25 protein-coding genes are annotated in these 25505 nt (G+C 46.4%); 22 read left to right on the plus strand and 3 right to left on the minus strand.

The features are described from left to right. Positions 1 to 142: 142 nt before the first annotated feature. The 3 genes from H615_RS0105915 to mutL all read left to right on the plus strand — a co-directional run bounded on the left by H615_RS0105915 (position 143) and on the right by mutL (position 5391). Positions 143 to 721 (plus strand): outer spore coat protein CotE, encoded by a 579-nt coding sequence (locus H615_RS0105915; protein WP_027954283.1) that lies wholly within the window; start codon positions 143 to 145, stop codon positions 719 to 721. A 187-nt stretch (positions 722 to 908) separates the two neighbouring features. Continuing rightward, a complete protein-coding gene (gene mutS, locus H615_RS0105920) occupies positions 909 to 3494 on the plus strand; it encodes a DNA mismatch repair protein MutS (RefSeq protein WP_027954284.1) in 2586 nt (861 codons plus the stop codon). A gap of 13 nt (positions 3495 to 3507) precedes the next feature. Next, positions 3508 to 5391 (plus strand): DNA mismatch repair endonuclease MutL, encoded by a 1884-nt coding sequence (gene mutL, locus H615_RS0105925; protein ID WP_027954285.1) that lies wholly within the window; start codon positions 3508 to 3510, stop codon positions 5389 to 5391. A gap of 123 nt (positions 5392 to 5514) precedes the next feature. Here the strand turns inward: mutL and H615_RS0105930 are convergent, their stop codons facing one another. Continuing rightward, the gene (locus tag H615_RS0105930; protein ID WP_027954286.1) at positions 5515 to 5874 is read right to left on the minus strand and encodes a helix-turn-helix domain-containing protein; all 360 of its coding nucleotides are present in this window, start codon (positions 5872 to 5874) and stop codon (positions 5515 to 5517) included. Positions 5875 to 6060: 186 nt separating this feature from the next. Between H615_RS0105930 and miaA the strand changes: the two genes are divergently transcribed. The 9 genes from miaA to H615_RS20930 all read left to right on the plus strand — a co-directional run bounded on the left by miaA (position 6061) and on the right by H615_RS20930 (position 14472). After that, positions 6061 to 7005, plus strand: a complete 945-nt coding sequence (gene miaA, locus H615_RS0105935; protein ID WP_027954287.1) for a tRNA (adenosine(37)-N6)-dimethylallyltransferase MiaA — start codon at positions 6061 to 6063, stop codon at positions 7003 to 7005. 30 nt (positions 7006 to 7035) lie between these two features. After that, complete coding sequence (gene hfq, locus H615_RS0105940) at positions 7036 to 7260, plus strand: RNA chaperone Hfq (protein ID WP_027954288.1); 225 nt, start codon at positions 7036 to 7038, stop codon at positions 7258 to 7260. A 149-nt stretch (positions 7261 to 7409) separates the two neighbouring features. Further along, positions 7410 to 8351, plus strand: a complete 942-nt coding sequence (locus H615_RS0105945; protein WP_027954289.1) for an AAA family ATPase — start codon at positions 7410 to 7412, stop codon at positions 8349 to 8351. Between the two features lie 78 nt (positions 8352 to 8429). Continuing rightward, complete coding sequence (gene hflX / locus H615_RS0105950; RefSeq protein WP_027954290.1) at positions 8430 to 9665, plus strand: GTPase HflX; 1236 nt, start codon at positions 8430 to 8432, stop codon at positions 9663 to 9665. Between the two features lie 17 nt (positions 9666 to 9682). Next, positions 9683 to 10945 carry a methionine gamma-lyase family protein gene (locus tag H615_RS0105955; protein ID WP_027954291.1) on the plus strand — a complete coding sequence of 421 codons (1263 nt, stop codon included), beginning with the start codon at positions 9683 to 9685 and terminating at the stop codon, positions 10943 to 10945. A gap of 110 nt (positions 10946 to 11055) precedes the next feature. Further along, complete coding sequence (locus H615_RS0105960) at positions 11056 to 11460, plus strand: MerR family transcriptional regulator (RefSeq protein WP_027954292.1); 405 nt, start codon at positions 11056 to 11058, stop codon at positions 11458 to 11460. 28 nt (positions 11461 to 11488) lie between these two features. Further along, positions 11489 to 12820: a type I glutamate--ammonia ligase gene (gene glnA, locus H615_RS0105965; protein WP_027954293.1), complete on the plus strand. Its 1332-nt coding sequence runs from the start codon at positions 11489 to 11491 to the stop codon at positions 12818 to 12820. A gap of 231 nt (positions 12821 to 13051) precedes the next feature. After that, positions 13052 to 14152 carry an N-acetylmuramoyl-L-alanine amidase gene (locus tag H615_RS21785; RefSeq protein WP_084163065.1) on the plus strand — a complete coding sequence of 367 codons (1101 nt, stop codon included), beginning with the start codon at positions 13052 to 13054 and terminating at the stop codon, positions 14150 to 14152. 89 nt (positions 14153 to 14241) lie between these two features. Next, entirely contained in the window at positions 14242 to 14472 is a 231-nt protein-coding gene (locus H615_RS20930) for a hypothetical protein (RefSeq protein WP_051254600.1), read from the plus strand. A 69-nt stretch (positions 14473 to 14541) separates the two neighbouring features. Here the strand turns inward: H615_RS20930 and lexA are convergent, their stop codons facing one another. Continuing rightward, entirely contained in the window at positions 14542 to 15165 is a 624-nt protein-coding gene (gene lexA / locus H615_RS0105980; RefSeq protein WP_027954294.1) for a transcriptional repressor LexA, read from the minus strand. A gap of 306 nt (positions 15166 to 15471) precedes the next feature. On the opposite strand from lexA, the gene H615_RS0105985 reads away from it, so the two are divergent. From H615_RS0105985 to H615_RS0106015, 7 genes are all read left to right on the plus strand, one after another. Beyond that, positions 15472 to 16122, plus strand: coding sequence for a YneB family resolvase-like protein (locus H615_RS0105985; RefSeq protein WP_027954295.1), 651 nt, complete (start codon positions 15472 to 15474; stop codon positions 16120 to 16122). A 101-nt stretch (positions 16123 to 16223) separates the two neighbouring features. Then, entirely contained in the window at positions 16224 to 16457 is a 234-nt protein-coding gene (locus H615_RS0105990; RefSeq protein WP_027954296.1) for a DUF896 domain-containing protein, read from the plus strand. A gap of 170 nt (positions 16458 to 16627) precedes the next feature. Further along, positions 16628 to 18631, plus strand: a complete 2004-nt coding sequence (tkt, locus tag H615_RS0105995; protein WP_027954297.1) for a transketolase — start codon at positions 16628 to 16630, stop codon at positions 18629 to 18631. A 342-nt stretch (positions 18632 to 18973) separates the two neighbouring features. Next, complete coding sequence (locus tag H615_RS0106000) at positions 18974 to 19198, plus strand: YneF family protein (RefSeq protein ID WP_008640348.1); 225 nt, start codon at positions 18974 to 18976, stop codon at positions 19196 to 19198. A gap of 140 nt (positions 19199 to 19338) precedes the next feature. Beyond that, positions 19339 to 20043, plus strand: coding sequence for a cytochrome c biogenesis CcdA family protein (locus H615_RS0106005; RefSeq protein WP_027954298.1), 705 nt, complete (start codon positions 19339 to 19341; stop codon positions 20041 to 20043). 69 nt (positions 20044 to 20112) lie between these two features. Continuing rightward, positions 20113 to 20556: a Na(+)/H(+) antiporter subunit B gene (locus H615_RS0106010; RefSeq protein WP_027954299.1), complete on the plus strand. Its 444-nt coding sequence runs from the start codon at positions 20113 to 20115 to the stop codon at positions 20554 to 20556. Positions 20557 to 20655: 99 nt separating this feature from the next. Beyond that, positions 20656 to 21138: a CcdC family protein gene (locus H615_RS0106015; RefSeq protein WP_027954300.1), complete on the plus strand. Its 483-nt coding sequence runs from the start codon at positions 20656 to 20658 to the stop codon at positions 21136 to 21138. Between the two features lie 17 nt (positions 21139 to 21155). Here the strand turns inward: H615_RS0106015 and H615_RS0106020 are convergent, their stop codons facing one another. After that, on the minus strand, positions 21156 to 21584 hold the full coding sequence (locus H615_RS0106020; protein WP_027954301.1) for a DUF2621 domain-containing protein: 429 nt from the start codon (positions 21582 to 21584) through the stop codon (positions 21156 to 21158). Positions 21585 to 21862: 278 nt separating this feature from the next. On the opposite strand from H615_RS0106020, the gene acnA reads away from it, so the two are divergent. From acnA to H615_RS21995, 3 genes are all read left to right on the plus strand, one after another. Then, positions 21863 to 24568, plus strand: a complete 2706-nt coding sequence (gene acnA / locus H615_RS0106025) for an aconitate hydratase AcnA (protein WP_027954302.1) — start codon at positions 21863 to 21865, stop codon at positions 24566 to 24568. A gap of 118 nt (positions 24569 to 24686) precedes the next feature. After that, entirely contained in the window at positions 24687 to 25274 is a 588-nt protein-coding gene (locus H615_RS0106030) for a TlpA family protein disulfide reductase (protein ID WP_027954303.1), read from the plus strand. A 50-nt stretch (positions 25275 to 25324) separates the two neighbouring features. Then, positions 25325 to 25468, plus strand: a complete 144-nt coding sequence (locus tag H615_RS21995; protein ID WP_084163013.1) for an FbpB family small basic protein — start codon at positions 25325 to 25327, stop codon at positions 25466 to 25468. The last annotated feature ends 37 nt before the right edge of the window (positions 25469 to 25505 follow it).

Raw genomic sequence — 25505 nt, forward strand, 5'->3', positions numbered from 1 at the left:
CCTCCGGCGGATTTTTTTTCGTACAATTTTATAGGCTCGTGCATACAATGAAGTAAACACGTCCTTAGGCTTTTCTCATGGAATCACCATTCGCCCAGACCATGCATAGGATGGGTGGTAGAATAAGGAGGAATGAGAGCTCATGTCTTTTTTTGAACGGGATTACAGAGAAATTATTACCAAAGCTGTAATCGGTAAAGGTAAAAAGTTTACAGAATCCACGCACACCATCAGCCCTTCCCACCGTCCAACAAGTATTCTGGGATGCTGGGTTATCAACCACATCTACAATGCGAAGAAGAAAGGGGATCACGTAGAGGTATCCGGGAGTTATGATATCAACGTCTGGTATTCCTACAACGACAATACCAAGACAGAGGTCGTAACAGAACGGGTGACCTATTGCGACTACGTTAAGTTGAGTGTGAAAGACGACAACTGCATTCACGATGATTTTGAAGTCATTGCGAAAGTCGTCCAACAGCCGAACTGCCTGGAAGCTACGATTTCCGGAAACGGCCAGAAGATTGTAGTAGAAGTAGAAAGAGAGTTTGTGGTTGATGTCATTGGTGAAACCAAGCTTTGCGTAAAAGTGGACCCGCATGGCTGCGGACACGATGACGACTATGAGCAGGATTTGTCATCGGATGATTATTCAGCGATTGAAACGGACTTCCTTCCATCTTCTTCAAGCAGTGATGACCATGACGATAAGCATTAACTCCCTGATCTTTCAGCAGGGGGTTCTTTTTTTTGGAAAGGCCCTGAAAAACAGGGTTCTGCGTCAATGCACTGCGTTTGGCTGGGAGATTCCTTCCGGTTTACTTATGAGCGATTTGTTCAAGCGGGTTGTTTCTATGTGCTATAATGGATGAAGAATTCTACGTACGTTTTGGAGGATTGACCGAATGGCACAATATACACCAATGATGCAGCAATATTTAAAGATTAAAGCCGATCAGAAGGACGCGTTTTTATTCTTCAGGCTCGGTGATTTTTATGAGCTGTTTTTTGAAGATGCCTTGAAAGCATCGCAGGAACTTGAAATAACGTTAACAAGCAGAGATGGCGGGGGAAGTGAACGCATTCCGATGTGCGGTGTCCCGTATCACTCGGCAGAAAACTACATAAGGCAGCTGATTGAAAAAGGCTACAAGGTGGCGATTTGTGAACAGGTGGAAGACCCGAAGGAAGCCAAAGGCGTTGTGAAAAGGGAAGTCGTCCAACTGATTACGCCGGGTACCGTAATGGAAGGCAGCATGCTGGATGAGAAGGAAAACAACTATCTGGCTTCATTAAGCGCTTTTGAAGATGGATCGTATACCGTGAGCTATAACGATCTAACTACCGGAGAAAACAGCACAGCCTTAATTCCCGGCGGTTTTGACGCAGCCTTGAGTGAACTTTACAGCCGACCTGTTCGTGAAGTTGTCGTTGCCTCCGATTTTGATGAAGAGCAGCAGTTGATGCTGAAGGAGCGCCTCGGGTACACACTCTCCCACCAGGATGAGACGACCATTAATGCAGACCTCACGTCATTGACGGCAGGAATCCAGCAGGACAAACTGTTAACGGGGTTTGGCCGGTTGCTGAACTACATCCAGCATACGCAGAAGCGCTCGCTCGATCATTTGCAGCCGGTAAAAGTCATTGAGCTGAAACAGTATATGACGCTCGATATGTACTCGAAAAGGAACCTTGAGCTGTTGGAAACCATCCGGAAGCAGGGGAAAACAGGCAGCCTGCTTTCAGTTGTAGATAAAACGAAGACATCCATGGGCGCACGCATGCTGAAAAAATGGATGGAGCGTCCGCTTCTTTCTAAACAGGCTATCGAAACACGGCATGAGCAGGTGGAAGGTTTCCTTGATCAATTTTTTGAAAGGGAAACGCTGCGGGAACAGCTCACCAACGTTTATGATCTGGAACGTCTGGCAGGACGGGTGGCTTTTGGAAATGTCAATGCCAGGGATCTTCTCCAGTTGAAAAATTCCCTTGCGCGTATTCCTGAAATACTTGCTACGCTTCAGCAGTTTGACAACACTTCAGTGAAAGAACTGTATCAGACGATTGATCCTCTTGGGGAGCTTAAGGATTTGTTGGAGCATAGTATTGCCGAAGATCCTCCTATCAGTGTGAAAGAAGGTGGGTTGATTAGTGACGGATACGACCAACGGCTGGATGACTATCGCTCAGCTTCGAAAAATGGTAAGCAGTGGATTGCCGAGCTTGAGAAGAAAGAGCGGGAAAAAACCGGCATTAAATCCCTGAAAGTCGGCTACAATCGTGTCTTTGGCTATTATATCGAAGTGACCAAAGCTAATCTCCGCTACCTGCCCGAAGGCATGTATGAGCGGAAGCAGACATTGACGAACGCAGAACGCTTTATTACACCGGAATTGAAGGAAAAGGAAACGTTGATCCTTGAGGCGCAGGAAAAGAGTGTGGAACTTGAATACCAGTTGTTCCTCAACGTCAGGGAGAACGTCAAGTCCTTTGTACAAAGGCTCCAGCACCTGGCTGAACAGATCAGCCGCATTGATGTGCTGCAGGGTTTTGCCCAGGTGGCGGAATCGTATCAATATGTCCGTCCATCTTATAATGACCGTCGCATGATCGATATCCAGCAGGGCCGGCATCCGGTGATCGAACGGGTCATGCAGGATGGAACATTTGTCCCGAATGACATCTATATGGATGATGAAACGGATGTCCTTCTGATTACCGGTCCGAACATGTCCGGTAAGAGTACGTATATGAGACAGCTTGCCTTAACAGCCGTGCTTGGTCAGATGGGAAGTTTCGTTCCGTGCGGTTCTGCATCTCTTCCAATATTCGATCAGATTTTCACACGAATTGGAGCGGCCGATGATATTGTGTCTGGTCACAGTACGTTCATGGTGGAAATGCTTGAAGCCAACCATGCCCTTACACATGCAACAGAAAACAGTATGATCCTGCTCGATGAAATCGGCAGAGGAACGAGTACCTATGACGGAATGGCTCTCGCCCAGTCCATCGTGGAGTACATTCATGGAAAAATTAAGGCTAAAACCTTATTTTCCACCCACTATCATGAATTAACATCATTGGAAAATGAACTGGATCGTTTGAAAAACGTCCACGTAAGGGCGGAAGAATACGAAGGAAATGTCGTCTTTCTGCACCAGATCAAAGATGGTCCAGCCGATGAAAGTTACGGCATCCATGTTGCAAAACTGGCCGATCTTCCGGATCCGCTGATTAAACGGGCGACAGAGCTGCTGGAGCATCTGGAAGGAGCATCAGGGCCCAAAGAATCGGCTGCAGTGGATGAGGAAGAGCAGCTCAGTTTATTTGTGGAAGAACCAAAAGAAAAACGGAAGCAGGAAAAGCAAAGCACCAGCCAGATTTCAAATCTTGAGAAGCGGCTCTCGTCTCTTGATTTGATGGAGATGACACCGATGGACGCTATGAACGAATTATATCAGCTTCAAAAAAGCTTGAAGAAATAAAGGAGGTTCACGAATGGCACGCATTCGACTGATGCCTGATCACCTGGCCAACAAAATCGCAGCCGGAGAAGTGGTCGAGCGGCCTGCCTCTGTGGTGAAGGAACTGGTGGAAAACAGTATTGACGCAGGTGCATCCTGGGTGAAGATCGACTTGATGGAAGCCGGTCTTCAACGCATTCGTATCATCGATAACGGAGCAGGGATGGAGGAAGAAGACTGTGAGCGGGCTTTCCACCGTCATGCAACGAGTAAAATCCTGGATGAAAATGATCTATTCCACGTACGGACCCTTGGTTTCCGGGGAGAAGCCCTGGCAAGTATTGCTGCCGTCAGCCGGCTCAGCATTCAGACGTCTACAGGTGAAGAAGCAGGGACGAAACTGGACCTTGAAGGCGGTCACCTTATGCAGAAGGGAAGGGGAGACGCCAGGAAAGGTACGGATATCACGGTGGAGGAGTTGTTTTTCAATACCCCGGCACGGTTGAAGTATATGAAGACGATCCATACAGAACTCGGTCATATTACGGATGTGTTGAACCGGATATCCCTGGCCCATCCCGAAGTGCAGTTCGTTTGTACGCATAATGAAAAGCAGATTTTCAAAACCAACGGCCGCGGGGATCTGCTTCAGGTGATTGCAAGTATCTACGGCATGAATGTAGCGAGGAAAATGGTTCCTGTGGAAATGGAAACATCGGACTTTAAAGTGAAGGGATATATAGCCAAGCCGGAAGTGTACCGGGCTTCCCGTCAGTATATGTCTACGATCATTAACGGACGCTATATAAAAAGTGTGCCCTTGAATAAGGCCGTCCAACAGGGGTTCCATACGCTTCTGCCAATTGGAAAAAATCCAATTGTTGTCCTGAGTATTGATATGGATCCGATTCTTGTTGACGTCAACGTCCATCCATCTAAATTAGAAGTACGATTTAGTAAGGAAAAAGAGCTGTATGCTCTTCTTGAAGAAACGATCCGCAATACATTTCGTAAGGAAACCCTCATTCCTGATGTTCAGGAAACGAAAGCGAAACCGAAAAAGGAGTATTCCGAACAGAAAACGTTCGAGTTTCATGAAACAAGAAAAGAAGAAGCTCATAATCAAAGAGAGTCTGCTGCAGCTCATCTTCTGAAAGAAGAGCCGCCGGCTGCACCGGAGATGAAAGAAGAGACGTCCCCTGTCTTTGCAGGAGAGCAGGAAGCAATGCTGAAGGAAATGATGGCTGACTTCAAACCGGAAACCATCGATGAAGAAGCAGCTGGACAGCCGGATGAGCAGGAAAATGAAGCGCCGTCTAAAAAGGAAGAGGGCCGCCGCGTTCCCGTCATGTACCCGATCGGGCAGCTTCACGGGACTTATATTCTCGCTCAGAATGAAGAAGGCATGTATATCGTCGATCAGCACGCCGCCCAGGAGCGTATCAAATATGAATTTTTCCGGGATAAACTGGCTCAGGTTGATCATGAGGTCCAGGAGCTTTTAATTCCATTAACCTTTGATTTTTCTAAACAGGAAGCATTGAAAATTGAAGAATATAAAGAGGAACTTGAACAGGTTGGCTTGTTTTTTGAACCCTTCGGTGACAACACGTATATCATCCGCAGTCACCCGACATGGTTTCCGGCAGGTTTTGAGCAGGAAGTCATTGATGATATGATCCAGCAGCTCGTTCAGGATGAGCGGATAAACATTCTGAAATTGAGGGAGGAAGCGGCCATCCTCATGTCCTGCAAGCGATCCATCAAAGCCAACCATTACTTGAATCAATCCGATATGTTTCAGCTTCTTGAAGAGCTGAGGACGTCGACGGATCCATTTACCTGTCCACACGGACGCCCGATCATCGTTTTCTTCTCTGAATATGAAATGGAAAAGATGTTCAAACGTGTTATGTAAATAAAAAAAGACAGCCGGTTTAAACCGGCTGTCTTTTTTTATGGGCAATATATAAACAGGTGCAGATAGTTTACATAATATTATTTCAGTATTTCTGCTCTGCTTCTCAAGAATAGGGGAGGGTCAGGAGATGTTTTTCTGCTGGAGCAGAAAACGAAAGTAATTATCGATCTGCTTGATATCTTCCGGCTGTATTCCGAACCAGGCTTTTTTATCAAAAAACACAGGTTTTGAATATCCCTTCGTTTCCAGAAGGTGCCTGATTTCCCTCATTTCATCTTCCAATTCGTCGCTCAATCCAAGGAGATAATCCGCAGTGGTATGAAGAGCATGAGCAATCTTCGACAAGTCTTCTAGATCAGGGGATGTATAGCTGCGCTCCCAGTTGGATACCACTTGGGGAGAAACACCGACTTTTTCAGCCAGCATAGCCTGAGTCAAACGTCTTTCTTTGCGAAGTGTGCGAATCCTTTCATGAACCACGGTAGACGCCTCCTTTTTCTATACTATAACACAAACTAACGATATGCGATAGTGAGACTAACGAATATTTTGAATTTAACTAACGGATTTCGTTACTATAACTAACGGATTCCGTTGATTAAGACGTTGAGGTATGATTGTAGAGCCATTCATGTATAATAGAGATGGAATAAAGGAGGTGGAAGTTTGAAACCAATGGTAGCTGCTGTTGTGGGACCGACCGCGGTCGGTAAAACAAAGCTGGGTGTCCAGATTGCCCGAAAGTTTAATGGAGAAGTCATCAGTGGCGATTCCATGCAGATCTACAGGACTATGGATATTGGAACAGCCAAAGTGACCCGGGAGGAAATGCAGGGGATCCCTCATCATATGATTGATATCAAGGATCCTGACGAGTCATTTTCTGCAGCTGAGTTCCAAAGGAAGGTCCAGTCATTAATTCATGAGATTCAAAAGCGGGGGAAGCTCCCTGTTTTAGTAGGGGGAACCGGCCTTTACATACAAGCAACCTTGTTTGATTTTGAGTTTACAGAGGAAAAGAAGGACGAAACAGTAATGAAACGGCTTGAAGAAGAGGCAGCCGTTCAAGGTCCCGTGCATATGTACGAAAAGCTTCAAAGCCTGGATCCTGACCAGGCAGCCAAAATACATCCGAATAACAGCCGCCGGGTGCTGCGTGCTCTCGAAATTTATGAAACGACTGGGAAAAAGATGAGTGAGCAGGAGGCAGCGAAAGTCTGGGACTCTCCATTCACCCCTCTTTTGATCGGGCTCGAGATGGATCGGGAGCGCCTCTATGAGCGTATTAACAACCGGGTGGATCAAATGGTGGAGGAAGGTCTTGTGGAGGAAGTCCGCCGTTTATATCAGGCGGGACTTAAAGATGCCCAGTCCATGAAGGCCATCGGCTATAAGGAATTGATTCCATTCCTGGAAGGAAAGATGGATCTTCAGGAAGCGGTTGACCTTCTTAAACGGAACTCCAGGCGCTATGCCAAGCGGCAGTACACGTACTTCAAAAATAAACTGGATGTCCACTGGTATGAGGTAACGCCTGAGAAATATGAGGATAAATTTCAAACGATTTTCGCAGATTTAGCAGGAATGATCGACAAAAGCGGCGAATCGTAATATTACAGATAGAAAAGAGGAGGAAGATCCATGGCTCAATCCGTAAACATTCAAGATAACTATTTAAATCAACTACGCAAGGAACGTATGCAGGTGACTGTCTTTCTGACCAACGGCTTCCAACTGCGTGGAGTAGTGAAGGCTTTTGACAATTTCACTATTTTATTGGAAACCGAAGGGAAACAGCAGTTGATATTCAAGCATGCCATCTCTACATTCGCACCAATCAAAAATGTATCGCTGGATAAGGAATAAGGCTTACATAAGTCTTGAGTGAATGGGAAAAGCGGGTGCTCTTGAAGCATCCGCTTTTTTGTGTTTCTATCGGGCTGTTTTCGCTGTGGGCGTTTGTCACAGGTTCTTTCCCTGATGCGTATGATGAAGCAGAATAAGGAGGGATCCACGTGTATCCGCAAGCTAAAACAGCAAGGCCTGGTACGATTAACATTGTGCTTCAAGATGCAAAGGCAGGGCCTGCACCAGAAAGCAGGGTCCTCACCAAGGAAATGTCCCCCGCACCCTTCCAGGTGATTGATGATTTCTTTTCTTCCATTGTAGGTCTTGAAGGTTTGAAAAGGCAGATGAAAGAGATTTATGCGCAGGTGGTCATTGCTGGAAAAAGGGCTGATGCCGGGTTGAAAAAGAACCAGCAGGTGCTTCACATGGTGTTTAAAGGGAATCCAGGAACAGGGAAAACGACATTGGCCCGTATGGTCGCCCGCCTCTTTCATGAAGCGGGAGTGCTTGAGAAGGGTCATTTTATTGAGGCGGACAGAAGTGACCTGGTTGGAGAATACATCGGGCATACCGCTCAAAAAACAAAGGATTTAATCCATAAAGCCCTTGGAGGGGTTCTTTTTATTGATGAGGCGTATTCACTGGCGCGTGGAGGTGAAAAGGACTTTGGTAAGGAAGCGATTGATACCATTGTGAAATGCATGGAGGATCACCATGATGAACTCGTCATCATCCTTGCCGGGTATCCGGAAGAAATGGAAGATTTCCTAACCATTAACCCCGGCCTATCCTCCCGGTTTCCATTAAAGCTTTCCTTCAAGGATTATTCGTGGCGTGAGTTGTCTTCTATAGCTGGAGGGATGCTTAAAGACAGGGAATACCAGCTGGCCCCTGCAGCTGAGGTAAAACTTCAGGAACACCTGCGTTCCGTCTGCTCCCGTTCCCGTTTGAATTTTTCCAATGCCAGATATGTGAGGAATATGATCGAGGAAGCAGTCCGGAGGCACGCGTTTCGTATCATGACAGAAGAGTCCCCGGCAAAATCGGTATTGATGACGCTTGAGGCTGAAGATTTTTCATTTCCAAAAGACGAAGGGCGTGTCCATTAAAGGGGATGATACTCATAGATCCCCTTTTTCTGTTATGATGAAGGTGGATGATACAGGTGTAGAAAAGAAGGTGTTTAGATGAGCGCAAATGAACGCGTCATTTTAGTAGCAAGAAAAGATCCGGCGGAGCTGGAAGAGCGCTTCCAATCTTCGTTGGAAGAACTGCAATCCCTGACAGAAACTGCTGAGGGAGAAGTATGCAGAATCATTACGCAGAAGCGTGACCGAGTTCATCCGGCCACGTATCTTGGTGAAGGCAAGCTGCAGGAAATTAAGGAAGCAGCTGAAGAGAATGAAGCGGAACTGATTATATTCAATGATGAGCTTTCTCCAGGACAGCTTCGTAATATTCAGGATATCACTGAGGTCAGGGTCATTGACCGCAGCCAATTGATTCTGGATATTTTTGCTGGCCGGGCACGGACGAAAGAAGGGAAGCTTCAGGTAGAGCTCGCACAGCTGCAGTACCTCCTTCCGCGTCTTTCCGGGCAGGGGACGTCACTGTCCCGACTTGGCGGTGGAATTGGAACCCGAGGTCCTGGTGAAACAAAACTCGAGACAGACAGAAGGCACATCCAACGCCGGATTGATGATATCAAACGACGGCTGGATGCTGTTGTGAAGCAGAGGGAGCAGTATAGAAAGAGGAGAAAAGAAAACCGGGCGTTTCAGGTGGCTATTGTAGGATACACCAACGCTGGAAAATCGACCTTCTTTAATAGAGTCACAGACAGCCGGTCGTTCGAGGAGGACCTTTTGTTTGCGACGCTGGATCCTTTGACACGACAGATGAGCCTGCCTTCGGGTTTCCAGGCGCTCGTATCGGATACGGTCGGTTTCATTCAGGATCTTCCAACAACGCTGATTGCCGCCTTCCGTTCCACGTTGGAAGAAGTAACGGAAGCGGATTTCATCATTCACATGGTGGATGCGTCCCATCCGGATCACATCCAACAGGAGAAAATCGTGCTGCAGCTGCTCGGGGACCTGGGTGCCTCGCAGCTTCCCATGCTTACGGTCTATAATAAGATGGACCTTCTGAACGAAGATTTCATTCCGGATTCTTTTCCTTCCATAACTGTGAGTGTCCATGATTCCATCGATTTGAAGCGGATCCTTCATAAACTCGAGGAGGTTCTTAAAGAAGAATGGGACGAGTATGACGTCTTCATCCCTGCTTCTCAAGGAAAACGTCTGCAGCAGTTCAAAACATACAGTATGATAACGTCGCTTACGTTCCATGAGGATGAGGAAGGGTATGCCCTTCACGGATATATCCATCCCGACCATCCATTGAAACATCAGATTTATTAATAGAAAGAGAGTGCAGCATGAATATTCAAGCTTTGAAAGAACAAGTAGAAACACAAATTACAGATCAACACAGACACATTGCCCGGATCGTTGAGGAAAATCAATCCAAGGTTCTTGATGCCTTTCAAAAACTACGGGTCAGTGATTCCCATTTCAATCCAACAACAGGATATGGGTACGATGATTTCGGCAGAGATACCCTGGAAGCCTTGTATGCCGAGATTTTCCAGGCGGAGGATGCCCTTGTCCGTCCTCAGCTTATTTCAGGCACCCACGCGATTACGACTGCACTGTTCGGCGTGCTGCGCCCGGGAGATGAGCTTCTCTACATATCCGGGCATCCTTATGACACCCTGACAGAAGTGATCGGTGCAGAGGATGGAGAGGATAAAGGCTCCCTTAAAGATTTTGGTGTAACGTATCGGTCCATTCCTCTGGATGATGCGGGTGGTTTTTCCAAAGTGGAAATTAAGGAAGCTGTATCGGAGAAGACAAAGGTTGTCGCAATTCAGCGCTCTAAAGGCTATGACAACAGACCTTCCTTCCCCATTAAGAAGATAGAGGAAATCATTTCGTTTGTTCGCAGCTTGAAAGAGGATGTCATCATTTTTGTGGATAACTGTTATGGCGAATTTGTGGAAACAAAAGAACCGCTCGAGGCAGGAGCGGACCTTATCGCGGGATCGCTGATTAAAAATCCCGGAGGAGGGATCGCCCGCATCGGCGGATATATAGCCGGGAAGAAAGATCTCATTGAATTGTGCAGCTACAGGCTGACAGCTCCGGGGCTCGGTAAGGAAACCGGGGCCAGTTTGAACAGCCTGCAGGAAATGTACCAGGGGATTTTCCTCGCTCCTCACGTCGTAGGAGAAGCACTGAAAGGAGCCGTCTTCACATCCAGATTTTTAAGTGAATTAGGCTTTGATACGAATCCGTCCTTCGATGCTCCGAGAACGGACTTGATCCAATCGGTCAATTTTGAAAATGCAGATCAGATGATCCGCTTCTGCCAGGCCATTCAGCAGGCATCGCCGGTGAACTCCCATGTAACACCACAGCCGAGTGCCATGCCTGGTTACGAGGATGAGGTCATCATGGCTGCGGGGACCTTTATACAGGGCGCGAGCCTGGAGCTCACGGCCGATGGTCCTGTACGCCCTCCGTACACCGCCTATGTACAGGGGGGACTTACGTATGCTCATGTGAAAACAGCTGTGATGAAAGCGGTGCAGGGTCTTGCCGATGAAGGAATGGTAAAGGTGGATTCCAGAGCCTACTAAAGCCCTTACAAAAATAGCGCGGATATAGTGTGAACATTCCTCACATATGTTGACATCTTCCCTCTGTCACGTATAATAAAAGTATCATCTTTACGGGAGGAGGCACATCGATGAGTGATGAGATTCGTCGTTCTATGCCGTTGTTCCCGATGGGGATTGTTCAATCGTTAACAGACCTTACAGCCAGGCAGATCCGTTATTATGAACAGCACGAGCTGATTCACCCTGCCAGGTCTGAAGGGAACCGCCGGATTTTTTCCTTCAATGATGTCGATCGACTGCTTGAAATCAAGGACCTCATTGACCAGGGAGTGAATATGGCGGGAATCAAAAAAGTTCTTAAGCTTGACGAACAGCAGGAGAACGAGGCATATGATGGAGACCGTGTGAAGGAAGTTCACAATGAATTGACCGATAAACAACTCCGCCGTATGCTGCAGCAGGAACTATTCACCGCGGGAAGACAAGGAAAACTAGCCATCAGGCAGGGAGAAATGTCAAGATTCTTCCATTAATGAATTTTTGTTGGAGAGGGGTATTTCTATGGGTTTAACAAGAGAAGAAATATTTAAGAAAATCGATGAGGAAAATGTCAAGTTCATCCGTCTGCAGTTCACGGATATGCTCGGCACGATCAAAAATGTGGAGATTCCACTAAGCCAGCTCGACAAAGCACTGGACGGAAAAATGATGTTTGACGGATCCTCCATTGAAGGATTCGTTCGTATCGAGGAGTCGGATATGTATCTGATACCTGACCTGGATACGTTTGTCGTTTTCCCATGGACATCAGAAAAAGGGAAAGTGGCCCGATTCATCTGTGATATTTACAACCCGGACGAAACTCCTTTCGAAGGATGCCCGCGCTACAACTTGAAGCGCAACATTAAGAAAATGGAGAAACTCGGATTCTCTGCCTTTAATATCGGTACAGAACCTGAATTCTTCTTGTTTAAATTAGATGAAAAAGGCGACCCATCCATGGAGCTGAATGACCGTGGCGGTTATTTTGACCTCGCTCCTACCGATCTTGGGGAAAACTGCCGTCGTGATATCGTGCTGGAACTTGAGGAGATGGGCTTTGAAATTGAAGCCTCCCACCACGAAGTTGCCCCGGGGCAGCATGAAATTGACTTTAAGTATGCAGATGCTGTGAAGCACTGTGATGATATCCAGACGTTCAAGCTTGTTGTCAAAACGATCGCGCGTCAGCACGGTCTGCATGCAACCTTCATGCCGAAGCCTCTGTTTGGTGTGAACGGATCTGGTATGCATGCCAACATGTCCCTCTTTAAGAATGGGAACAATGCGTTCTTTGACGAAAGTGGAAAGGAACAGCTTTCCGATGTGGCTTATCAGTTCACCGCCGGTATCATAAAGCACGCAACGAACTTTACAGCGGTTACCAACCCGACTGTAAACTCCTATAAGCGTCTTGTGCCGGGATATGAAGCGCCATGCTACGTAGCCTGGTCCGGCCAGAACCGCAGTCCGCTTGTTCGTGTACCGACGTCCCGTGGTATCAGTACACGTATTGAAGTGAGAAGTGTGGATCCGGCTGCCAACCCTTACATGGCAATGGCTGTTCTGCTTGCTGCGGGTCTTGATGGTGTGGAAAATGGGCTTCAGGCTCCAGCACCAGTAGACCGCAACATCTACGTTATGGATAAGAAGGAACGTGAGGCTCACGGTGTCAAAGACCTTCCTGCAACATTATATGATGCATTAGAAGAGCTTCAGGAAGACCCGATCATGGTGGAAGCTCTCGGAGAGCACCTGTTCGAGCATTTCATTGAAGCGAAGGAAATCGAATGGGATATGTTCCGTACCCAGGTTCACCCATGGGAGCGCGAGCAATATCTGCAGACCTATTAAATAAAAAAGATGGAAGGCCCTGACTTACCTAAGTCGGGGCTTTTTATGTTTTCCTCAGTATCTGCCATTGGAATTACCACGAAGCCCGGGAGAAAATCTAACATGATTCATCATTTTATAGGAAAGGCCGGCACCAACGTTCTTATCCAAGCATACATTTGGAATAGGATGATAGAAGAATGTCCTAGTAAACCCCTTTTCCGGGAAGGAAGAGTGGAGAGAGGGATGTATATGGCAAGATTAATCAATCCACCAGGAAAATGGAATGGACGTACAGTAGCTTTGGATGATGGACATGGAATGGAAACTCCGGGAAAAAGAACGCCATACATTCAGGAAATAGGCAGACAAATTAAGGAGAACGAATTCAATCGTAAAGTTGTGCAGTATTTATCGAACATTCTTCTGGATCATGGATTCCGCGTGCTTCTCGTAGCACCTACAGATGAAGACACACCATTATCCTACAGGACGAGAGCTGCCAATCAGAACAATGCGGATATTTATGTATCCGTCCACTACAATGCTTTTGATGGGTCCTTTGGAGGGGCAGATCCAAATGGAATCGAACTTTACGTCTACCCCGGATATTTGAACCGGCCCGCCGGACGACTTGCCTCATCACTTGCGAAATACTTACGCCAGGGCACCGATCAAAACTTCAGAGGGATTAAAGAAGCAAACTTCCACGTTTTACGTGAAACGGATATGCCGGCGGTATTAACAGAGAATGGCTATATGGATAACAAGCGGGAAGCTTTATTGATGATTGACGAACGCTTTCAAAAAGAAGTCGCAGAGGAGCACGCCCGGGGCATCTTAGAATACTTTGGAGTTCCGTTTAAGGGCGGAATCGATTATCTTTCTCTTGGAGATACCGGCGCAGAAGTGAAGGAGATGCAGGAGAACTTATTGAAGCTTGGTTATACGATGAATGGTTACGGAGCCGACGGCAGTTTCGGACCTGCCACAGAAGCTGCTGTTAAAGCCTTTCAAAAAGATAATAATTTGGAAGTGGACGGTTTTTATGGGCCGAAAACGAAAGCGGCAGTGCAGATAGCTTTAGATAACCTGAACAAAGGAGAAGAGGAAATGGAGAAATTGGCAGTTGTTATAAACTCTTTTGCAGACTTCCCGGCCGTTGAGGCACTGGTCATCCGGAAAAATGCTTTAATCGCGCTCAGAGCTGTGGCGGAAAAACGTCAGGTAGCAGAACAGATCATTGTAGCTGGCGGTGGCACAGACGGGCTCAAAGGGAGTAACTTTATTGATTTGACAGGAAAAACACGTTATGAGACTTCCCAAAACATTAAAAATTATTTAGCTAAGTAAAGCGACTGTAAAACATTCCAGTGTACTTTCCATCCATTCCTGCTTATAATAAAGGAAATAGAACAAATGTTCGCAGGAGGGATTACCCATTGGAAACGGTTTTTAAGCAGTCCGTTAAAAACAAGCAGGTCATTGATATCATCTATTTGTCCGAAGGCAGGCATTGGTCGCAGCGTTCTGTTAGAGTGATTCAAAATCAACCTGATGCCATCCTTGCGTACTGCCTGCAAAAGAGGGATGTCCGCACGTTTTTGAAGAAAAATATTTATTCAGCTGATTTTCAACGGCGGGGTAATGGAGAACGTGCGGGAGCTTCATAATTATAAGATAATTATTTTCAACACACGTAAAAACCGGCGGGGACCCTCCCGCCGGTTTTTACGTGTGTTTTAATGAACGGTCCGATATAAGCCGACAACCCGGCCGAGAATGGATACGTCATTTAAAATGATCGGTTCCATTGTGGCATTTTCAGGCTGGAGTCGGATATGATTTTTCTCCTTGAAGAATCGTTTGACAGTAGCCTCTTCCTCTTCGGTCATAGCTACAACTATATCTCCGTTCTGGGCGGTCTGCTGCTGTCTGACAATGACCATGTCCCCGTCAAGAATGCCGGCCTCAATCATACTTTCCCCCTGAACGATAAGGACGAACGTATTATCTTCCGATCCTGCAAGCGTATCCGGGAGGGGAACATATTCTTCAATGTTCTCTACTGCCGTAATCGGTGAACCGGCCGTAACTTTACCGATGACAGGGGCATATGTGGCTTCCCCGCGAGGGATACTGTGGTCTTCTTCCAGCTCAATCACTTCAATAGCCCTTGGTTTCGTCGGATCCCTGCGGATATATCCCTTTTTCTCAAGACGGGATAAATGACCGTGGACGGTGGAACTGGAGGCCAGCCCCACAGACTGACCGATCTCCCTTACAGATGGGGGATACCCTTTTAGTAGAACCTGTTCTTTTATGAAATCTAGTATTTCCTGCTGCCGCTTTGAAAGTTTGCTCATAGATTAGCACCTCGTACATAGGATTATAGTAACCACATTGTACCATGCCATCCTCAAAAATACAAACAAGCGTTCGAAAAAAGTCGTTGACAAGAACATACATTCGTCTATAATGAGAATTAGAAAACGCGAACAGAGGTTCTTAGGAACGTTCGTTCTTAAATGGAGGGTTAATTATGTTTAATAAACTATCAAAACTGGACTACACTTATATCGTTTTGTTTATTGTTAGTTTTGCTATTCTCTATTATTCTATGGTTACAAGCGGATAAACCTTGAAAACCAGTAGAAGCGGGGACATACATCATGAGAGTAATCCTATATTGTCGCGTAAGTACGGAAAAGGAAGCCCAGGTCAGCTCCTTGAAAAGACAGAAGGCAGAACTGTATGCCATGGCCGAACACCATGGAATGGAAGTGGCGGCCTGTATAGAGGAGCAGGCCAGTGGGTATGAGATTGAACGGGAAGGTGTTTTTGAGATGCTTGATGCTTTTTCCAATCATGAAGCAGAGGCTCTGTTGGTTCAGGATGAGACGAGGCTGGGCAGGGGAAACACAAAAATCGCTCTGTTCCATCAATTGAACCGGTTGAAAGTTAAGGTTTATTCCTTAACCCATAACGGGGAACTGCATCTTTCCGAGTCAGACTCCATGGTTCTTCAGATTGTAGGCATCGTGGAGGAGTACCAGAGAAAAATTCATAATATGAAAATCAGGCGGGGCATGCAGAAAGCGGTCTCCGAGGGCTATGATCCATCTTCAAACCTGTCCAATCAGCATCTGGCAGCGGGAAGAGAGAGGAAGGAATTTCCGATCGAAGAGGTTGTCAGGCTCAGAGGGAGTGACTTGACGTTTAAGGACATTGCGGCAACACTAAGAGGGCTTGGCTATGATGTATCCAAGGCAACGGTTCACCGTCGCTATCAAGAGTACATATCACTTGAAAAAGAAGAATAGGCAGGTTACTATAGGAACATAAGGGAGACAAGAGTCTTAGGGCTGCTTGTCTTTTTCATGTTCTAAAGCTGATCCAGACTATAAAAAAAGGAGAAGGATCTATGTTATCTCAAGAAAAATTGGACCGTATAAACGAATTAGCCAATAAATCCAAGCAGCAGGAATTAACGAAAGAAGAGAAAAGCGAACAGAAGAACCTGCGTCAGGAATATTTGCAGAGTGCCCGTAAATCATTTAAAAACCAGTTGAAAGGTGTTACGGTCATCGATCCTGCCGGGAATGATGTGACTCCTGCGAAACTGCGTCAAATGCAGGAGAACGAAAAGAAAAACTAAATGACTGAACAGATCCGCATCTTCTTTAAAAGGTGCGGTTTTTTTCGTTTAATTCAGCGGAATCACGGGGAAATTAAGGAAGGGCGGAGGACAAAAGTTTGCACAACGCCTTGTTTCATTATAGGATAATACATGGTACATATACCTGTACAGAAAGGGGATTATTGGAAATGGTAAAAAGTCTTGAACAAACTTCAATTGATACAATTCGAACACTAACGATCGACGCAGTAGAAAAAGCAAGTTCCGGTCACCCGGGTATGCCTATGGGGGCTGCTCCAATGGCTTATAAACTCTGGACGGAATTTATGGATCATAATCCTAAAAATTCAAACTGGTTCGACCGCGACCGTTTCGTCCTCTCCGCAGGACACGGATCTATGCTTCTATACAGCCTTCTGCACCTTTCCGGCTATAACGTGACAATGGGTGATCTAAAATCATTCCGCCAGTGGGATTCTAAAACTCCCGGACACCCGGAATATGGACATACAGACGGTGTCGAAGCAACAACCGGTCCTCTGGGACAGGGACTTGCTATGGCAACCGGAATGGCGATGGCGGAAGCCCACCTTGCCGGAAAATACAACCGCGAAGGCTACAACGTCGTGGACCACTATACATTCTCCATCTGCGGTGACGGTGATTTGATGGAAGGGGTTTCCCAGGAATCTGCTTCGCTTGCCGGCCACCTTGGTCTTGGAAAGCTGGTTGTCCTTTATGACTCCAACGATATTTCTCTTGATGGAGATCTTGACCGTTCCTTCAGTGAAAGTGTTGAAAAACGCTATGAAGCGTATGGATGGGAAGTTATCCGTGTTGAGGATGGTACCGACGTGGAAACGATCGGACAAGCGATCCAGCAGGCAAAAGCCAACACATCCCAGCCGACTATGATTGAAGTGAAGACCGTGATCGGCTATGGTTCTCCTAACAAATCCGGTAAATCTGATTCACACGGTGCTCCACTGGGTGAAGAAGAAGGAACAGCTGCCAAACAGTTTTACGGATGGGAACACGAACCATTCCATGTACCTGATGAAGTATACCAGGACTTCCAGGATAAAGTTCAGAAAAATGGTGAAGACAAAGAGCAGTCCTGGAACGAGTTGATGGCATCCTATAAAGAAGCTTATCCAGAGCTTGCTGAAGAACTGGAAGCCGCTATCCGTGGAGAGCTGCCTGAAGGATGGGATAAGGAACTTCCATCTTACAAAGTCGGCGAAGACAGCCCTGCTACCCGCGCAGCATCCGGTGACGCCATCAATGCATTGTCCAAAGCCGTTCCATATTTCTTTGGTGGAAGTGCGGACCTTGCAGGATCCAACAAAACGGCTGTAAAAGGCGAAGAAGATTTCTCCCGTGAGAATTACGCCGGCCGGAACATCTGGTTTGGTGTACGTGAATTCGCCATGGCTGCAGCGTTGAATGGTATGGGTCTTCACGGCGGATTGAAGGTTTACGCTGGTACATTCTTCGTATTCAGTGATTATCTTCGTCCAGCAGTTCGACTTTCTGCTCTAATGAATCTTCCGGTCAATTACGTGTTCACTCACGATTCTGTTGCTGTTGGTGAAGACGGCCCGACACACGAACCTGTGGAACAGCTCGCTTCTCTAAGAGCTATGCCGAACCTTTCCGTGCTTCGTCCGGCGGATGGGAACGAAACCAACGCAGCTTGGAGACTGGCTCTTGAGTCCGAAGATAAGCCGTCAGCCCTTGTGTTGACTCGTCAGGGACTTCCTACACTGGAAGGAACAGAAGAGCATGCATACGAAGGTATGAAGCGTGGTGCTTACATTCTGAGTGATTCAGATAAAGATGAGCCGGATGCCATTCTTCTTGCTTCTGGTTCAGAGGTTCAGTTGATCGTTAAAGCACAGGAAGAACTTAAGACAAAAGGCTATGATGTCCGCGTCGTGAGTGTACCTTCCTTCGACCGCTTTAATGAGCAGTCCGCTGACTATAAAGAAAAGGTCCTTCCAAACAGCGTGCGCAAGCGCCTGGCTGTTGAAATGGGAGCATCCTTCGGCTGGGAGCGCTATGTAGGCCTTGACGGATCTGTCATCGGTATCGATACATTTGGTGCCTCAGCTCCAGGTAATACAGTCATTGAAAACTACGGCTTTACGGTTGAAAATGTTGTCAAACATGCTGAAAACCTTATGAAGTAAGTGGAGAAGGCTGTTCCTTTAGGGACAGCCTTCCTTATACATATGTGAATCTCATGTGATAAACTTTCATGATAGAAGCATCCAGCCGTTTTATAAGGAACAAGTCTGGAACCTTTTCGAAAATGGCTTGACCTATGGTATAATAAGAGTATGAATGAATGTTGTTTCTTCCAGAGGACGGAAATGGGGTACTATACTCATGTAAGGGGTATCTTCACCGATGGAGTCGTTTATGCAGGCTGCAGAGGTGGAGAGCAGGCCGCGTTTGAAATGGCTATTGTATTCTGATAATCGTTTTACTATACTGTTATGGGAGACAACACGAAGGAGGAAGACGAAGACATGACATTGGGGATCGTTTGGGTTATCATCATTGCTCTATTGACTCTTGTCGGTGGTGTTGCACTAGGCTTCTTCATCGCCAGAAGATATATGATGAACTATTTGAAAAAGAACCCGCCAATCAATGAACAAATGTTACGTACACTGATGATGCAGATGGGGCAGAAGCCTTCTCAGAAGAAGATCAATCAGATGATGCGTTCCATGAACAACCAAATGAAATAATCAATCAAGCCTTCTTTCCCGGGAAAGAAGGCTTTCTCTATGGGGGCGTTCAACAGATGTTCACATCGCCATGCCCTTTTAGAAGATTCATCTGCTAAAATAGACAGCGGATCATATCATGTAACAGGAAGGGGAGGTCAATTATGGATGTTAATCTATTCCTTGCCTTTGGAGCAGGCTTTTTATCGTTTATTTCCCCATGTGTCTTTCCTTTATATCCCGCCTTTCTTTCTTACATAACAGGAATGAGTGTGCAGGAGTTAAAAGAGGACAATGGCATGTTGAAGCGGACCAGTTTTATACATACGCTGCTTTTTCTGCTGGGCTTCACAACAATTTTCCTGATCTTAGGTTTTTCGGGGTCGTTCTTTTCCCAGTTTCTTATCCAAAATGAAACGATTATCCGGAGACTGGGAGCCATTCTCATTATTTTCTTCGGGTTTGTCATTATTGGTGTATTCAATTTCGACTTCTTAATGAAAGACCGGAAAATAACGTTTAAAAACAGACCATCCGGGTATTTAGGGACGTTCTTAATCGGCCTTACGTTTTCCCTCGGGTGGACTCCGTGTACCGGACCGATTCTTGCTGCTGTCCTTTCCCTGGCTGCTGATTCACCTGATTTATTTCTCGTGATGATGATCGCCTATTCCCTGGGTTTTTCCATTCCATTTTTTGCGCTTTCCTTTTTCATCGGACGTCTGGGATGGATCAGAAGGCACAGCGCGGGTATTGTAAAAGCAGGTGGGTACATTATGATTGCCGTAGGGATTGCCCTGTATTTCAACTGGATGTACATGCTTACGTCCTATTTAGCAGGTCTGTTTGATTTTCAAGGGTTTTAATGCGTGGATTTTACCTGTTTTTTGTATTATCATGAAAGTAGAAAACCACATCACTAAAGGAGAAATCGTATGACCCGGACCAATGACATCATTTTACGAACCACTACAACACTGATTGCCTTCATTCTGCTTGGTTTTTCAGCCTACTTGTTTTTCGCCGGCCACAATGCGCCGGGAGGAGGCTTTATTGGGGGCCTCATGACATCAGCGGCCATCGTGCTTATGTACATGGCCTATGGCATCAAATCGATGGAGAAGATTCTTCCGATCAATTTCAGGCATATTATTCCTGTAGGGCTGTTGATTGCAGCATTGACGGGTATCGGTGGTCTTTTATTTGACCAGCCGTTTCTAACCCAGACCTTTGCCTATTTCCAGCTTCCTGTCCTGGGTAAAACCGAGCTTGCTACGGCACTGCTGTTTGATCTTGGAGTGTATCTCGCTGTCGTCGGCGTTACGATGACCATTATTCTCACCATTGCGAACGACCGTGGGGAAGAGGAAGGTGTGTAAGCACCTGCGAAATCACGGACGCTTTCGCTGAAGGTGATGTGACCGTGATGATCATCAATCCTTGATCCGGACCGGATGGAACAGAAAGAGTGGATTTATATGTTTTGGTTGATTGCAAGTACGTTGGCAGCAGCTTTCATGGCTACGGCGATGATCTTTGTGCGTCTGAGAGCAGCCAGAAAGCCTGCCAGTGTGAAAAAAATTATTCTACCGCCATTCTTTATGAGTACGGGCGCCTTGATGTTTGTTTTTCCGGTTTTTCGTGTCGAGTGGACTCAAGTTCTCGAGGCTGTATCCATCGGAGCGCTTTTTTCAATCTTCCTTATCCGGACCTCGAAGTTTGAAGTCCGGGATGGCGATATTTACTTAAAACCTTCAAAGTCATTCATCATGATTTTGTTCGGCCTTCTTGCTGTAAGGATCATTTTTAAATTGATTGTCGGCCAGCATGTCTCTCTGGGAGAGACGAGCGGCATGTTTTTCCTGCTCGCTTTTGGCATGATTATTACCTGGCGTCTTGCCATGCTGAAACAGTACTTAAGCCTGGAAAAGAAGATGCAGACAGGAAAGGACCCCGCCTGAGCAGCGGGGTCCTTTTTTTAATTCTCCAGAAGCGTCTGGTAAGGGGTCATATCGATTTCTTTTTCATTCAGCTTCCTGACCAGAAACTTATGGTCCCTTTTCGGTGTGGCAAGAATGTAGCCTTCAATGAGAATTTCTTCTGTAATTTTTTTCTTGCGGCTGCTCAGGGCAAGTTCACCAATGCGGCCGGCGATTTTCTGGCGTGCTACATCCCTGAACAGTTCTGGAACCGGAGATATCAATTCCTCCAAAAGCTCCTTCTGATCCTTCGACCACATATGCCGGGTCTTGTCCACATAGTATTCTTCCCAGTCTATGGTCGATTTTCCATCCTCTTTTGGGAGTCGTTTTAAAAATTTCCGAAACATAAAAAATCCGCCGATGGCCATCAGGCTGACCATAATGATTATCCAGCCGACAATAAAGAGTGCAAAACCACCTGACATATGATCACCCGTTTCATATTCAAATCTTTGTTAATTTTATTATAATTCGAAGTGTAAGCAAACTCAAGTAGAGATGGAATGTTGATTTTTGTATAAAAAACTCCCAATTCAGAAAAATTTGCTGTCATTCATTTTACTTATAAATCGTTTTCATTTACAATTAATAGTGCGGATTTGATACCTGGGTAATACATAAGGGTTCAAATGTACAAATTTGGGGAACAATGACGCCTCTGTAAAGGCCATTGTTTGAATATTGATGAGGGGGTAAAAGGAAAATGGCTAGCAATGCATTTCAAGCTCGCAAACAATTTGACCTAAACGGCCAAACCTATAACTATTACGACCTGAAAGCCTTAGAAGATGCGGGACACGGTAAGATTTCCCGTCTGCCTTTCTCCATCCGTATCCTACTGGAGTCTCTGCTTCGTCAGCACGACGGACGTGTCATCAAAGATGAGCACGTGGAGAGTCTAGCAAACTGGGGAACTGAAAAATCAAAAGGGGAAGATGTACCATTCAAACCTTCCCGTGTTATTCTGCAGGACTTCACCGGCGTACCGGCTGTTGTTGATCTTGCTTCCTTGAGAAAAGCGATGGTGGACATGGGCGGAAGTCCAGACAAAATCAACCCGGAAGTACCGGTGGATCTTGTCATCGACCACTCTGTACAGGTGGATAAATACGGAACACCTGATGCGCTGAATGTGAATATGGAGCTGGAGTTCGAACGAAACAAAGAACGTTATGAATTCCTTCACTGGGCCCAGAAAGCTTTTGACAACTACCGTGCTGTTCCACCGGCAACAGGTATTGTCCACCAGGTAAACCTTGAATATATTGCAAACGTCGTTCACGCGCTGGAAGCAGAAGACGGCACGTACGAGGCTTACCCGGATACACTTGTAGGTACAGACTCCCATACGACGATGATCAACGGCCTTGGTGTTCTAGGCTGGGGTGTTGGTGGAATTGAGGCTGAAGCTGGAATGCTCGGTCAGCCGTCCTATTTCCCTGCACCGGAAGTCATCGGTGTTAAGCTGAATGGCAGCTTCCCACAGGGAACAACAGCTACGGACCTTGCGTTGAAAGTGACTCAGGTGCTTCGGGAGCAGAACGTTGTCGGGAAGTTTGTGGAGTTCTTTGGACCAGGACTACAGGAAATGCCATTGGCTGATCGTGCCACGATTTCCAACATGGCACCGGAATATGGAGCTACATGCGGCTTCTTCCCTGTGGATGGAGAGTCTTTGGAGTATCTCCGTCTGACTGGACGAAGCGAAGAGCAGATCAACCTTGTCGAAGAATATTCCAAGCGTAACAACCTCTGGTATGATCCATCTTTCGAAGATCCTGACTTTACGTCATTGGTTGAAATCGATCTCGGGGAGCTGGAGCCGAACTTGTCCGGTCCTAAGCGTCCACAGGATTTGATCCCATTATCCAAGATGAAGGATTCCTTCGAAAAAGCAATCACCGGACCTGCCGGCAACCACGGATTCGGACTTGATAAGTCTGAATTTAAGAAACAGGCGGAAGTCCAGTTCGAAAACGGCGACAAAACGGTCATGAAAACAGGTGCTCTTGCAATCGCAGCGATTACGTCCTGTACAAACACCTCCAACCCGCACGTCATGCTTGGAGCCGGACTTGTTGCGAAAAAAGCGGTGGAAGCCGGACTGCAGGTTCCTGACTACGTCAAAACTTCTCTGGCGCCCGGATCCAAGGTTGTAACCCGCTATCTTGAAGATTCAGGATTAATGGATTACTTGAACCAGCTTGGCTTCAACCTTGTCGGGTACGGCTGTACGACATGTATCGGGAACTCCGGTCCGCTTCTTCCTGAGATTGAAAAAGCGATTGCTGACAGTGACCTAACCGTGTCCTCCGTTCTTTCCGGTAACCGGAACTTTGAAGGGCGTATCCACCCGCTTGTGAAAGCCAACTACCTGGCTTCTCCACCACTTGTTGTTGCGTATGCACTGGCTGGTACGGTTGATGTCGACCTGAAAAATGAGCCGATCGGTAAAACAGCGGATGGAAAAGATATCTACTTTGACGATATCTGGCCTTCCCAGGAAGAAATTAAAGCGGAAATCGCCCGTGTAGTTACTCCGGAAATTTTCCGTAAAGAATATGAAAGTGTCTTCAATTCCAATGAAAAATGGAATGAAATCCAGACGACAGATGAGCCATTATATGATTGGAACGATGATTCCACATATATCCAGAACCCGCCGTTCTTTGAAGGGCTTTCCAAAGATCCTGAAACAGTAAAACCGCTGAATGGTATGCGCGTTGTTGGTAAGTTCGGTGACTCTGTTACGACGGACCACATTTCACCGGCAGGAGCGATTCCGAAAGATATGCCGGCAGGGGAGTATCTGCAGGATAAAGGAGTCAGCCCGCGTAACTTCAACTCCTATGGTTCCCGCCGTGGTAACCATGAAGTGATGATGCGCGGAACGTTCGCCAACATCCGAATCCGTAACGAGCTTGCGCCGGGTACGGAAGGTGGCTTTACAACTTACTGGCCTACAGAAGAAGTCATGCCGATTTACACGGCAGCTATGAAGTATCAGGAAGATCAAACGCCTCTGATGGTCATTGCCGGTAATGATTATGGTATGGGAAGCTCCCGTGACTGGGCGGCCAAAGGGACCGACCTTCTCGGCATTAAGACGGTAATCGCTGAGAGCTTTGAGCGTATCCACCGTTCCAACCTTGTCATGATGGGAGTTCTTCCACTGCAGTTCAAACCGGAAGATTCTGTAGAATCCCTTGGTCTTACAGGCCGGGAGACGTTCGACGTTGAAGTCGGTGAAGATGTGAAGCCGCGTGACCTTGTTAAAGTGACCGCTGTGGACGAAGAAGGCAATAAGAAAGAATTTGATGTCATTGCCCGTTTTGACAGTGAAGTGGAAGTGGATTACTACCGCCATGGTGGAATCCTTCAAATGGTTCTGCGTAATAAGCTTAAATAATGGGAAAGAGAGACCGCTCTTTTAGAGCGGTCTTTTTCTTTATTCCAGGCTTTACGGACATAATCTTTTTTTATATTCTTATACATAGAATAAGGACAACTAGAAGCGGGGGAAATCTATGCAGAAATGGATCGCTGGTCTTTTTTTAGCCGGACTTCTCATTTTCGGCATCTTTTCTGTGACACAGGAAAAAAGCGCGGAGCAGCAGACATCAGATGAGCCTGGAATCAGCGGCAGTCAGGACGGTACAGGGATGACGGCCCCGAATGCTCCTGAAGGGCTGCAGGTGGGAGATACTGCCCCTGATTTTACGTTGGAAACTCTTGAGGGGGAAAAGGTCAGCCTCTCTGATTTCAAAGGGAAAAAAGTGTTTCTAAATTACTGGGCGACATGGTGTCCGCCGTGCAGGGAAGAAATGCCTGAAATGCAGCGTTTTCAGGAAGCACACGGAGAGGAAGTCGTTATCCTTGCTGTGAATGGGACAGGTTCTGAAAAAAGTGTCGAGAATGTTGCCGCGTTCGTAGAGGACGGAGGCTATACTTTCCCTGTACTGCTGGACAAGGAATTATCCTTGAATCAGGACTATCAGATCATTTCGATACCGACCACCTATTTCATCGGGACAGACGGCACTATCCAGGAGCCCAGAATCGTAGGGCCCATGACTTATGAGGATATGGAAAAAATGAAAAATGCGCTAAAATAGGAATATTTTTTGTCCAAAGTGGAAATCATACCAGTAAAGGAGAGATTTCCATGAGAAAACATAAACCTGTTTCTTTTGAAGAGCGTGTAAAAGAAAACATAAGGACGATTGAATCTGATCAAAAGCTGATGGATCAGATTGATGATCGTATAGAAAAAAGACATAAGGACCGTTTAAAGCAGATTCCGTCATAAACCGGAATCTGCTTTTCTTTTTTTCCATGTTCATAAT

The organism is Halobacillus kuroshimensis DSM 18393, from assembly GCF_000425705.1.
GTDB lineage: Bacteria > Bacillota > Bacilli > Bacillales > Halobacillaceae > Halobacillus > Halobacillus kuroshimensis.